The sequence below is a fragment of the Massilia sp. GER05 genome, from assembly GCF_052056005.1.
Taxonomy (GTDB): domain Bacteria; phylum Pseudomonadota; class Gammaproteobacteria; order Burkholderiales; family Burkholderiaceae_D; genus Telluria; species Telluria orientalis.
Genome location: NZ_CP178858.1, coordinates 5,195,064 through 5,207,478 on the forward strand (window position 1 = coordinate 5,195,064; position 12,415 = coordinate 5,207,478).

11 protein-coding genes are annotated in these 12,415 nt (G+C 67.6%); 4 read left to right on the forward strand and 7 right to left on the reverse strand.

Translation table 11 applies throughout. The features are described 5' to 3' along the window. Nucleotides 1–6 precede the first annotated feature (6 nt). From ACL58G_RS23015 to ACL58G_RS23035, 5 genes are all read right to left on the reverse strand, one after another. On the reverse strand, nucleotides 7–309 hold the full coding sequence (locus ACL58G_RS23015) for an urease subunit gamma (RefSeq protein WP_413344107.1): 303 nt from the start codon (nucleotides 307–309) through the stop codon (nucleotides 7–9). Between the two features lie 9 nt (nucleotides 310–318). Beyond that, complete coding sequence (locus tag ACL58G_RS23020; RefSeq protein WP_440963292.1) at nucleotides 319–1,143, reverse strand: urease accessory protein UreD; 825 nt, start codon at nucleotides 1,141–1,143, stop codon at nucleotides 319–321. A gap of 254 nt (nucleotides 1,144–1,397) precedes the next feature. Further along, entirely contained in the window at nucleotides 1,398–1,559 is a 162-nt protein-coding gene (locus ACL58G_RS23025; protein WP_156133696.1) for a hypothetical protein, read from the reverse strand. 91 nt (nucleotides 1,560–1,650) lie between these two features. Next, on the reverse strand, nucleotides 1,651–3,318 hold the full coding sequence (locus ACL58G_RS23030; RefSeq protein WP_440963293.1) for a SulP family inorganic anion transporter: 1,668 nt from the start codon (nucleotides 3,316–3,318) through the stop codon (nucleotides 1,651–1,653). Nucleotides 3,319–3,332: 14 nt separating this feature from the next. Continuing rightward, nucleotides 3,333–4,769 carry a diguanylate cyclase gene (locus ACL58G_RS23035; RefSeq protein WP_413388233.1) on the reverse strand — a complete coding sequence of 479 codons (1,437 nt, stop codon included), beginning with the start codon at nucleotides 4,767–4,769 and terminating at the stop codon, nucleotides 3,333–3,335. A 147-nt stretch (nucleotides 4,770–4,916) separates the two neighbouring features. Between ACL58G_RS23035 and ACL58G_RS23040 the strand changes: the two genes are divergently transcribed. Genes ACL58G_RS23040 through ACL58G_RS23050 form a run of 3 tightly spaced genes read left to right on the forward strand, consistent with a single transcriptional unit; the run spans nucleotide 4,917 to nucleotide 7,295 of the window. Then, nucleotides 4,917–5,888, forward strand: coding sequence for an SDR family oxidoreductase (locus ACL58G_RS23040; protein ID WP_413388231.1), 972 nt, complete (start codon nucleotides 4,917–4,919; stop codon nucleotides 5,886–5,888). Nucleotides 5,889–5,906: 18 nt separating this feature from the next. Further along, nucleotides 5,907–7,007, forward strand: coding sequence for a non-homologous end joining protein Ku (gene ku / locus ACL58G_RS23045; RefSeq protein WP_440963294.1), 1,101 nt, complete (start codon nucleotides 5,907–5,909; stop codon nucleotides 7,005–7,007). Then, nucleotides 7,008–7,295 (forward strand): hypothetical protein, encoded by a 288-nt coding sequence (locus ACL58G_RS23050; RefSeq protein ID WP_413388229.1) that lies wholly within the window; start codon nucleotides 7,008–7,010, stop codon nucleotides 7,293–7,295. Between the two features lie 48 nt (nucleotides 7,296–7,343). On the opposite strand, the gene ligD is transcribed toward ACL58G_RS23050, so the two are convergent. Together ligD and ACL58G_RS23060 are read right to left on the reverse strand one after the other, a co-directional pair. Next, on the reverse strand, nucleotides 7,344–9,962 hold the full coding sequence (gene ligD, locus ACL58G_RS23055; RefSeq protein ID WP_440963295.1) for a DNA ligase D: 2,619 nt from the start codon (nucleotides 9,960–9,962) through the stop codon (nucleotides 7,344–7,346). A gap of 160 nt (nucleotides 9,963–10,122) precedes the next feature. After that, a complete protein-coding gene (locus tag ACL58G_RS23060; protein WP_413388226.1) occupies nucleotides 10,123–11,793 on the reverse strand; it encodes a M28 family metallopeptidase in 1,671 nt (556 codons plus the stop codon). Between the two features lie 211 nt (nucleotides 11,794–12,004). Between ACL58G_RS23060 and ACL58G_RS23065 the strand changes: the two genes are divergently transcribed. Next, nucleotides 12,005–12,340, forward strand: coding sequence for a hypothetical protein (locus tag ACL58G_RS23065; RefSeq protein ID WP_440963296.1), 336 nt, complete (start codon nucleotides 12,005–12,007; stop codon nucleotides 12,338–12,340). Nucleotides 12,341–12,415: the final 75 nt, after the last annotated feature.

Genomic DNA, 12,415 nt, shown 5'->3' on the forward strand with positions numbered 1-12,415 from the left:
GGGCGCTCACGGGATCGGGTTGTGGACGGTGACGAGCTTGCTACCGTCCGGGAACGTGGCTTCGACCTGGATGTCCGGGATCATCTCCGGCACGCCGTCCATCACGTCGGCGCGCGCCAGGATCATGGTGCCCTCGCTCATCAGCTCGGCCACGCTGCGGCCGTCGCGGGCGCCTTCCATGATCGCGGCCGTGATCAGCGCGACGGCTTCCGGGTAGTTCAGCTTCAGGCCGCGCGCGCGGCGGCGTTCGGCCAGCAGCGCGGCCGTGAAGATCAGCAGCTTGTCTTTTTCGCGTGGGGTCAGGTCCATGGCGATCCTTTACGTATTCCAGATGCGCGGCGGCGTGGCCGGCCGGTCCAGCAGGTGCGGCCGCAGCGCCGTCCACGCCCCCGTCAGCGCGGCACGGGCCCGTTCGCCGTCGTCGCCGAGGAAGCGCGCCACGAACACGTGCTTGACCTGGCTGACGGCGAGGCCCGGATCGACGGCGCGCACCGCGTCCCGCAGGCCCGCCGGCACGGGCTTGCCGACGGCGACGAGCGTCGCGCAGACGCTGTGTCCCTCCATGCCCAGCGGGCTCGCGAGCAGCGCCGGCGTGGCGCCGCCCTGCTCCCACCACACGGGCCGGCCGTCGATGCGGATGCGCGTGCGCTGCCCCACCTGGCCGCGCGTAAAACGTTCGCCGGACGCGCGGCGGCCGAAGCACAGCACCTCGCTGCCGATGTAGACGGCGCCCGGGGCCAGGTCGACGTCGTGCGCGAGCATCACGTCGGCCTCGTCGTAGACGATGGTTTCCTGCGGCAGCCATTCGATCGCGGCGCCGGGACCGGCGGCCAGGCGCACGTCCTGACGCGACGTCCGGCCGTTGGCGCGATACCACTTCGCGGCGCCGGGCGACGTGGCCAGCACGTGGCAGCCGGCCGGCACGTCGAGCGCGATGTCGAGCCGGTCGCCGCCCACGATGCCGCCGGGCGGGTGCACGACGATCACGTGGCAGGTTCCCGGCCCTTCGGGATACAACGCCTTCTGCACGCGCAGCGGCCCGCGGTGCTCGCGCCGGACGAGCCGCGTGCAGCCGCCGTCGCGGGCGAAGCCGAGACGGAGGGATGCGTGCCAGGAGGTGCAGGTTGGATCGTCGAAGGGCATACCCGATGAGTTAGCACGATGCGTGCCACTCGCGGGACGGAGGAACGCGCGGACGCGGCGCACCAGCACGGCACCGGCGGCACCGGAACGGTGCGGGCGCACGCCCGGATCAGGTGATCAATATGATTTCGGCAACGTCAAAGGTGAAGCCGACAGAGGGCCGCGCGTGGCGACCAGGAGAGGAAATCGGAGGGTGTCCGCGGGCCCGACCGGCGATAGCACCGGTCAAGCGGGCGAACCAGGGCTGAAAAAAATCAGCGGCGGCGGCGCAGCGGGCGGGCGATGCGGACCGGACGCAGGGCGCGTTCGCGGTCGGCGGCACGCTTGTAGGCGGCCAGTTCGAACGTCAGCGCCAGGGCGATGCCGGCCGGGACAGCGGCGGCGAAGCCGAGGGCGAGCAAGGCGACGGTTGACAACAGAATAACGATAGTACTTGGGCGCGGCATGATATCCACCTTTTCTCTAAAACCGTGGTTCCATCCTGCCACAGCTGGGATTTGCTTGCAATCACGTGTCGTGTCGTGCGAGGGCATTCCAGGCATTTGCTGTACTTAAAAAGAGACGTCCGCTGAGCTCACTCAACAAAGTCGACGCGCGCAGGCGGTCCAGCACCGGTCCCTTGACCTCGGCCAGGTGCAGGCGGACGTCGCGCCGGGCCAGGGCGCGATTCAATTCGAGCAACCCGAACAGCGCCGAACTGTCGATGGCGTTCACGGCCGACAGCACGAGCACCAGGTGGCGCGCCTCGCGGTGCGCGGCCAGTTCTTCCTCGATGCGCTCACTGACCGCTTCGATATTCCCGAAAAACAGCCCCGCGTCCACGCGCAGCAGCAGCACGTTCGGATCCGTCTCGGCCGAGTACCGGTCGATGTTGCGGAAGTGTTCAGTGTGCGGAATCCGGCCCAGCACCGCGATGTGAGGCCGGCTCTCGCGCCAGATCATCGTTCCCAGCGACAGCAGCAGCCCCAGCACGACGCCCGCCTCCACCCCGAGCAGCAGGACGCCGCCGCTGGTGGCCAGCAGCGCGAGCGCGTCGGCGCGGTCGTAGTTCCATGCGGTGCGCAGCGTCGACCAGTCCAGCAGGCCGAGCACGGCGACGATGATCGTCGCGGCCAGCACGGGCAGCGGCAGCAGCGCCAGCCAGCCGGTGGGCAGCACGAGCGCGCCCGCGAGCAGCGCCGCCGTGATCACGCCCGCCAGCTGGGTCCGCGCGCCGGCCGCGAAGTTCACGGCGGAGCGCGACAGGCTGCCGGTCACGGGAAAGCCGCCGGACAGCGCGCTGCCGACGTTGGCCAGGCCCAGCCCCACGAGTTCGCGGTTCGTGTGCAGTTTTTCCGCGCGCTTCAGCGCGAGCGTCTGCGCACCCGACATCGCGATCAGGAAGCTCATGAAGCCGATCAGGAGGGACGGTTTCAGCAACGCCTGCCAATGCGCGGCGGACGTCGCCAGGCTCAGGCCCGGCAGCCCGGCCGGCACGGCGCCGATCACCTGCACGCCCATGCGGTCGAGGCGCATCGATGTCACGAGTGCGATGCCGCCCAGGACGAGCACCATCGGTGCGAGACGCGCGGCGACGTCGGCCGCGCCGGACGGCATGCCGAGCCGGCGCAGCAGCGGCGCCAGCCAGCGCCGCGCGAACAGCAGCAGCGCGATACTCCCCACGCCCAGCGCGGCGCTGGGGCCGTGCACGTGCGGCAGCGCGCCGCCCAGCAGGGTGCGCACCTGCCCCAGCGAGATGACGACGGCGGAGCCCAGCGTGAAGCCGCTCATCACGGGGCGCGAGAAGAAGTTGGCGAGGTAGCCCACGCGCAGCAGGCCGCACGCGAGCAGCACGACCCCGGACACCAGCGCCAGCTGCGCCGCCAGCATGCCGTACAGCGCGCTGCCCGGCGATGCTTGCGGCGCCAGCGCGGACGCCGTCATCAGCGAGATGATCGCCATCGGCCCGACGGATTGCGAGGAACTCGTGCCGAACAGGGCGTACAGCAGCGGCGGCACGATGCTGGCATACAGGCCCGCGACGGGCGGCAGGCCGGCGACGAGCGCGTAGGCCATGCCCTGCGGGATCATCATCATGGCCACGACGATGCCGGCGCCCACGTCGCCCGCGAGATCGTCGCGGCGATACGTCCGCAGCCAGCCGAGCAGGCGCGGGCTCGTCGCTACCGTGCGCATCGGCGCGCCGCCGCTCACTGCATCGCCAGTTCGACGCAGTTGCGGCCCGCCCGCTTGGCGCGCGCCAGGGCGGCATCGGTCCGCTGCGTCAGCGAATCGCCGCTTTCCTGCTCGCCCAGCTGGGCCACGCCGAGGCTCACCGTCACGTGGTCGCAGCCGGGAATCTCCGCCTGTTCGATCGCCACGCGCACCTTTTCCGCCATTTTCAAACCGTCGATGGCGCTCGTGTGCGGCGCGATGATGTGGAATTCCTCGCCGCCCGAGCGCACGAGGATGTCGCTGGCGCGCAGCACCGCGCGCGTCGTGTCGGCCACGGTGCGCAGCGCCACGTCGCCGACCGGGTAGCCGTACGTGTCGTTGACCGCCTTGAACCGGTCGATGTCGAACGACAGCAGCGCGAGCGGCACGCGGTAGCGGCGGGCGCGCTTGATCTCTTTTTCCAGCAATTCCTCGCCGTGGCGGCGGTTCGCGACGCCGGTCAGCGCATCCGTCGTCGAGATGTACGTGAGGCGCGCCATCAGGTGCTCGTTTTCCTGGCCGATGGCGACGAGGCGCAGGCCGAAGGCGGCCAGGCGCGCCACGTCCTGCAACGTCGCCCACTCGTCCGGCATGAGCTCGCGCGCGGCGCCGAACAGCAGCGACAGCGCGCCGCGCGGCGTGCCGGGACCGTCGGCGGGAATGGGCAGGCCCAGCGCCATCGCGACGCCGTGCGCGCGCAGCCCTTCCGCCAGCGCCGGTTCGCCCGATTGCTCCGGGACTTCGATCAACGCAGCCGCGCCGCCCGCCGCGGCCAGCAGGCCGGGGAATGCGTGGCGCAGCGGCGCCTGCAGGAGGCGGTCCGTGCGCTGCAGCAGCGCGCCGAGCAGCAATCCCTCCGGTCCCTGCTGGGCTTCCAGTTGCAGATCGTTGCCCTCCTTGAGCAGGAAGACGCCCGCATGCAGCACGCCCGGCCACGCGCACAGCGCGGCGCACAAGGCTTCGGACAACGTATGTGCGTCTTCCGCCTCGTCGAGCGCGGCCTGGACGCGGGCGCGCAGGTCCAGCAGGGTGCGCAGGCCGGCGGCGCCGCCCGACGGCGCTTGCGGCTGCGCAAGGCGCCTGCTCACCGCGGCGCGCAGCGCGGCCGCGTCGAGCGGCGTGACGGCATAGTGCACGGGGCCGTGCGCCATCAGCGCGGGCAGCCAGGCGGCGCCGGCGAAAGGACATAACAACAGCACGGGTGCGCCGGCACGGCGAACGACGAGGTCGCCGAGGGCTTCCGCGTCGATGCTGGGCTCGAAGCGGTCGAGGTCAATCACGAGCAGGTCCGGCTGCTCGCGCGCCAGCAGGCTCGCGGCGACGTCGGCACTGTCGGCCAGGTGCAGGCGTGCGAACAGGGAGGCGCAGGCGTCCCCGAATTCGGCGCGCCGTTGCGCCATCGGACTCAGGTAAATCGCGGTCTGCTGCAGCATGAATCACCTCTGGAATACTTTGTTACGCTAACAAGTTTGCCACAAAGCACCTGTAACGGCCAGCAAATGCTCGCAATGTGTGGAAGCGCACCGTCAGCGCGTCCTTCAGGCGGGAATACTGGCGAAATCATGCACAAGGAGGGCACCATGGCAATACAGGACGACGCAGCGAACAGGCAGAAGGCCATCCAGAACCGCCAGGACCAGGCTGACGCCAGCATGCAGAAGGGTGACCAGGGGTCGGGCGGCGCAGCCCAGACGGGTATCCAGCAGCCCAGCGGCGACTTCCCCGCCCAGCACCTGGCCAAGCCGGGCATCGAAGCCCAGATGGAGCTGAAGCCGAAGTTCATGGCCGAGCACTACAAGGGCAGTGGCAAGCTGGCGGGCCAGGTCGCCATCGTGACCGGCGGCGATTCCGGCATCGGCCGCGCCGTCGCGATCCTGTTCGCGCGCGAAGGCGCCGACGTCGCCGTCCTGTACCTGAACGAACACGAGGACGCGGCCGAGACGCAGCGCCTGATCGAGGCCGAGGGCACGAAATGCGTGACGGTCGCCGGCGACGTGAAGGACATGGAATTCTGCCAGCAGGCCGTCGACCAGATCGTCGCCAAGTGGGGCCGCCTGGATGTCCTCGTCAACAACGCCGCGTTCCAGGAACACGCCGAGTCGCTGCTCGACCTGACGGAAGACCGCTTCGACGAGACGATGCGCACGAATATCTACGGCTACTTCCACATGGCGAAGGCCTGCCTGCCCTACATGAAGCGCGGCGCCGCGATCATCAACACGGGCTCCGTGACGGGCCTGAAGGGGTCGAAGAAGCTGCTCGACTATTCGACGACCAAGGGCGCCATCCACGCCTTCACGATGTCCCTCGCCGCCAACCTGCTGGACCAGGGCATCCGCGTGAACGCCGTCGCGCCGGGCCCCGTGTGGACGCCGCTGAACCCGGCCGACCAGTCGCCGGAAGACATCACCAAGTTCGGCCAGAGCACGACGTTCGGCCGTCCCGCGCAGCCGGAAGAGCTGTCGCCGGCGTACGTCTACCTGGCATCCAACGTCTGCTCCGGCTATGTGACCGGCGTCGTGCTGCCGATCACGGGATCGGTGGGCGAATAACCTCGAGGAGAGCTCCAGATGGCACGCAGCATGTGGAAAGGTGCGATCAGCTTCGGGCTGGTGCACATCCCGGTCGAGATGTATCCGGCGGCGAGCGACCAGGGGCTCGACCTGTCGATGCTCGACCGGCGCGACTTCGCGCCGATCGGCTTCAAGCGCTACAACAAGGCGACCGGCAAGGAGGTCTCCTGGGACGACATCGTCAAGGGCTATGAATACAGCGACGGTGAATACGTCGTCCTGTCCGACGAAGACCTGCGCCGCGCCAACCCGGAAGCGACGCAGACGATCGACATCATCGCGTTCGTGAACGCCGAGCAGGTCCCGCTGATCTACTACGAACAGCCCTACTACCTCGCGCCCGGCAAGGGCGGCGACAAGGTCTATGCGCTGCTGCGCGAGACCTTGCGCGACGTCGGCAAGATCGGCATCGCCAACGTCGTCATCCGCGTCAAGCAGCACCTCGCCGCCCTCGTCTGCGTGGGCGACACCATCGTGCTGAACACCTTGCGCTACCCGGACGAGATCCGTCCCACCGACGAGCTGAAGATCCCGGCGGCGGACTCGAAGGCGGCGCAGGTCACGGAGAAGGAATTGCAGATGGCCAGGGCGCTCGTCGAAGGCATGAGCGAGAAGTGGAAGCCGCAGCAGTACCACGACACGTACCGCGAGGACGTGATGGCGCTGATCAAGAAGAAGATCGCCGCCAACCAGACCAAGACACTCACCGAACCGGAGCCGGAAGAAGAGAAACCCGCCAAGTCGAACGTCATCGACCTGGTCTCGCTGCTGCAGGCCAGCCTCGGCAAGAAGCCTTCCAAAGCCGCGGCGGACGACGATGACGACGACGAACCGCCGCCGCGCAAGGCGAGGAAACCGTCTGAGGACGACGAGGATACCGACAAGGACACGGGCAATCGGCCGCCGCCACGCGCGCGCAAGGCGCCTTCGCATGCGGCCACGCACGCGAGCGCAAAACGTACGTCAGCGGGCACGACAGCGGCCAAGTCGGCCGCGACGAAGACGGCGGCGAAGACGGCGGCAAAGAAAACCGCCGCGAAAGCCGCGCCAAAACCCGCGGCGAAAGCGGCGCCCGCCCGGCGCAGGAAGGCCGCCTGAGTGGATCCCGATACGCTGCTGGACCTGCTGCAATGGCCCGCGATGGCGGTCACGCTGGTGGCCGCCTTCCTCGTCGGCGCCCGGCACGCGAAGAAACGCGTGGTCGGGTTCTGGACCTTCATCCTGAGTAACGTGCTGTGGATCGTGTGGGGCGTGCACGACGAGGCGTGGGCGCTGATCGCGCTGCAGGCCGGCCTCGCGGCGATGAACGTGCGCGCGATCTTCCGCAACGAGCGGGGCGATCCGGCGGACGAACAAGTCGACGCAAAGCGGCGTACTACCCGATAGTGGCGCCGGACCTTTCGCACGTCGTTCCCGCCTCCGCGGGAACGACGATCATTTTTTCTCCGCCTTGAACCCCAGCGCCTTCATCGCCCTGGTCAGCGTGACCGCGCTCTTGTCGTAGTCCGCCCACGGCGCATTGCCCTCGTCCAGCCGGGTGTGCACGTTCTTGACGGTCCACTGGCTGCCCGACTTCAGCTTCGGCAGTTCTTCCCAGCGCACGGGCACGGAGATGCCCAGGCCCGGACGCGCGCGCGCCGACCACGCGGCCACCGTCGTCGCGCCGCGCCCGTTGCGCAGGTAGTCGATGAAGATGCGGCCCACGCGGTTCTTCGCGCCGCTCTTGGCGGAGAAGCGGTCCGGGATCGTCTTCGCGAGATGCGTCACGATCGCGCGCGAGAAATCCTTCACCGTGTCCCAGTCCAGCTTGGGCTTCAGCGGCACGACCACGTGCAGGCCCTTGCCGCCGCTCGTCTTGAGGAACGGGTTCAGCCCCAGCTCCTCCAGGAACGCACGCACCAGCTGGGCCGCTTCCCGCACCTTCGCAAACTCGACGCCCTCGCCCGGGTCGAGGTCGAACACCATGCGATCCGGCGTGTCGTAGTGTTTCGACGTCGCGTTCTGGCTGTGGATCTCGACGACGTTCCATTGCGCGCTGGACAGCAGGCCTTCGATCGTCGCGATCTCCGTCATGCGCGGGTGGTCCGGGTCGAGCGCCTGATCCATCTGCGCGACGCCGGGCATCTTCGCGGTGTCCGCGACGTGCTTCTGGAAGAACAGCTCCTTGCCGATGCCGTCGGGCGCGCGCACCAGCGAGACCGGGCGGCCCTTCAGGTGTTCCATCATCAGTTCGCCGACCAGCGCGTAATACCGCACCATCTCGACCTTCGTGACGCCGCTTTCCGCATCCATCACGCGGTCGCCGTGCGTGACCTTGAACGTGGCGGGCAGATTGCCCGGCAAGCCGCTCTCCGGCTCGGCCTTCTTCGCCGTCCGCTTGTTCGTCGTCCGCTTGTTCGTCGTCTGTTTAGCGGCGGGTTTCGCATTTTCCACGGGTGCCTCCTGCATGTGCCTGGGCAGTTCGCGCACGACGCTCTTCGCCGGCTTGTCCTTGCGCAGGCCCTGGAACACGGGGTGGCGGATGGAGTCGGTGGCCGTCCATTCCGAGAAGCTGACTTCCGCGACCAGCTCCGGCTTCACCCAGTGGTTCGTCCGTCCCGGCACGGCGCGCGCCGGGAACGGATTCTCGTCCGTCTCGATCGCTTCCAGCACCTCGCGCATGTGGCGCAGCGACGCGCCGTTGAACCCGCTGCCGCAGTTGCCCGCGTAGCGCAGCACGCCGTCCTTATCGTAGTACCCGAGCACCAGCGAACCGATGCCCGTGCGGGCGCCATGCGGATCGGTGTAGCCGCCGATGACGAATTCCTGGCGCTGGCCGCATTTCAATTTGATCCACTCGGGCGAGCGGCGCGTGACGTAGCGCGAGTCCTTGCGCTTGCCGATCACGCCTTCCAGGCCGATCTGGCACGCGGCCACGACGAGCTGCGCCGGGTCCGTCCCGAATTCGGCGGAGAAGCGCACCGTATCCGACGGCCGCGCTGCCAGCGCCTCCTGCAGCAACGGACGCCGCTCGTCGAGCCGCACGTCGCGCATGTCGTAGCCCTTGAAGTACGGGGCGTCGAATATGAAATAAACGATTTGCGCGCTGTTGGAGCCGTCGAACGCCAGCTGCAGCAGGTTGAAATTCGGCTTGCCGTTCTCGTCGTGGACGACGATCTCGCCGTCGTACCAGCCGTCCGGCAGTTTCATCCGGCGGATTTCCTGCTGCAGCGGTTTCAGCTTGTCGGTCCAGTCGTTGCCGTTGCGGGTGACGAGGCGGACGTCCTTGCCCTGCACGCGCGTGACCATGCGGTAGCCGTCGAACTTGATTTCGTAGATGTAGTTTTCCGGATCGGCGGGCGGGCCGTCCACGAGCGTCGCCAGTTCGGGCGTCAGCGTCTCCGGCAGGTCGGCCTTGACGGCGCCGGCGGGCATGGCGCCGCGCTTCGGTTTCGCCGCCTTTCCGGGCGCCGGCTTGTCGGCCTTCGGTTCCTCCACCTTCACCTCGGCGCCATGCTCCGGCATCGGCAGATCCTTCACGCTGTCGGGGAATTCGTCGACGACGGAGAATTCGGCGGCCGGCTTCGCGTATTCGTCGTTTTCCTTGATGAGCAGCCACGGTTCCTGCTTGTCGTCTTCATGGCCGCGCAGGCGCACGAGCACCCAGCGGCCGTGCATCTTGTGGCCGTGCATCTCGAACTTGATCTCACCTTTTTTATAACCCTGGCGCGGGTCGCCGACGGGCTCCCACGTCCCTTTATCCCAGATGATGACCTTGCCCGCGCCGTACTGGCGCGGCGGGATGGTGCCTTCGAAATCGGAATACGAGATGGGATGGTCTTCCACGTGCACGGCCATGCGCCGGTCGTGGGTGTCGTAGCTGGGGCCTTTCGGTACGGCCCAGCTCTTCATGACGCCATCGAGTTCCAGACGGAAATCGTAATGCAGGCGGGAAGCCCAGTGCTTCTGGATCACGAAGGTGAGAAGGCCCTTGCTGACCTCCCCACCCTCTGCGGGCTCGGCAGTGATCTTGAAATCGCGCTTGGCCTTGTACAGCTTTAACGGGTCGGGCATGGCATCACCTCTGCAGTGTGTGCCTTAGTGTAGGCAGTAGCTGCAGACGCGACTGTTCGCTGGCTAACTCTATGTGGTGCGCGTGGGCACGGGGTGCCCACCCTACGTGCAACTCGAGCGTAGTCCGCGTGGGCACGGGGTGCCCACGTTCGTATGCATGTTACTTGCGTTCCGCGGCGGTCTGGTCGCGCGCCGCACGGAACTCGGAGTCCTTCGACCAGTTCGGCCAGGCACCCGAATCGGCCAGGTCGCGGCCCACCGAATACAGCACGCCGAGATCGCGCGCCATGCCGGTGAACGGCCACGAGGCGCTCCATTCGTCGGCCGGCTGGTGGTACGCGACGGACACGTAGTTGTCCTCGGCGGCCTTGCCCGCCGCGACGCCGCCCTGCTCCCAGTCCTCGCCCGAACCGAACGAGATCGCCGGCACGCCGTGCTTGGCGAACGGGAAGTGGTCGGAGCGGAAGAAGTGGCCCGCTTCCGGTTTCGGGTCGGCCGAGTAGCGGATGCCGTTCGCCTTGGCCTTCGCGACCAGCTGGTCGAGCAGGTCGAGCTTGGCGCTGCCCGAGATCGTGAAGTCGCGCGACGGGCCGTACGGGCTCAGCGCGTCCATGTTGATCACGCCAACCGTCTTGCCCAGCGGGTAGACCGGGTTGTTCGCATAGTATTCCGAACCCAGCAGGCCCTTCTCCTCCGCCGTCACGGCGAGGAAGACGACGCTGCGTTTCGGTGCCGGCGCCTTCGCATAGGCACGGCCCAGTTCCAGCAGCGCGGCGATGCCGGTGGCGTTGTCGACGGCGCCGTTGTAGATCTTGTCGCCCTTCGCGTCCGGCAGGCCGACGCCCAGGTGGTCCCAGTGGCCGCTGTAGATCACGACCTGGTCCGGGTGCGCGCTGCCCGGACGCACCGCCAGCACGTTCTTCGACGTGATGACCTTGGCGTCGACGGCGTAGTGCGCGGACATCGTCACGCCCTTCAGCTCGACCGGCTTGAAGGCGCGGGCCTGCGCCTGCTTCTTGAGCTTGTCGAAGTCGAGGCCGGCGCGCTTGAACAGGTCGACGGCGACGTCGCGCTGGATCCACGCTTCCACCGGCGCGTGCGCTTCCAGCGGGTTCTTGCGCACGATGTCGTACTGGACGTTCGTGTTCGAATTCTTCACCGTGGCCCAGCCGTACGACGCGGGCGCGGTCTCGTGGACGATCAGCGTGCCCAGCGCGCCGCGGCGTGCCAGTTCCTCGAATTTATAGGTCCAGCGGCCGTAGTAGGTCATGGCCTTGCCGCCGAAGTCGCCCTTGCCCGTCTCGAAGTCCGGGTCGTTGATCAGCACGACGGCCAGCTTGCCCTTCAGGTCCTGGCCCTTGAAATCGTCCCACTTGCGTTCCGGTGCCGTCACGCCATAGCCGACGAACACGAGCGGCGCATTCTTGAAATCGACGCTCTTCGCGCCCGTCATCGCGGCGCGCACGGCGACTTCGTTACCCTGCGTGAAGGCTTTCGTCGTGCCGCCGGCCGTGACGGACACGTCGACCGGGCCGCTGATCTCGAAGCGGCCCAGCGGGACGTCCTGCGTCCAGCCGCGCTTGCCGTCGACGAGGTCGCCGCCCGGCTGCAGGCCGGCCTGCTTGAACTGTTCGATGATGTAGTTGACGGTCTTCGTCTCGCCGGCCGTGTTCGGGCCGCGGCCTTCGAACGCGTCGGACGACAGGACTTTCACGTCCTGCGACAGGATTTTCGGATCGATGTGGACGGCGTCTGCGGCCTGGGCGGCCAGCGCCGCGGTGGCGAGCGCGATGGCGGTCAGGGTGGTACGGAGGGAAGTTTGTAGTGTCACGAGCGGTCTCTTGGGCGTCGAATTATTGGATGGGCACGGATAGTGCCGCCAAAGTATCGTTCGAATGATTTCCACTGTCAAACATCGTTCCGACAAAAGGATTTCCGTACGTACACTTGTAACGGGATGTAAAGGATCGTCAACCACGCGCCGCATGGCCGCGTTTCTGGCCCAGTAGCACACCTTAACGACACCTGAAGGAAACACCGCCATGAACAAAATCGTCGCCACCCTGATCGCAGGCCTGTTCGCCACCTCGGTGTACGCCCAGACGACCGCCACCCCGGCCACGCCCGCCACGCATGCCGAAGTCAAGGCCGACAAGAAAGCGGCGAAGGCCGAGGCCAAGGAAGAGAAGGCCGACGTGAAGGCCGACGCGAAGCTGGAGAAGAAAGCCGCCGAAGCCAATGCGGACGTCGCCGTCGCCAAGGCCGACGCCGCGAAGACGAAAGCCAAAGCACACAAGAAAGCCGCCAAAGCCAAGGCGGAAGCCGCAGCCGACAAGGCCGAGGCACACGCAGACCAGAAAGCCGCCGCTGCCAGGTAAGCCCCCTCCGGTAGCGCACAACCGGCTCAAGCCCCTCCATCCTCCGAAGACAGGGTTCGCCCTGTCTTTTTTTCG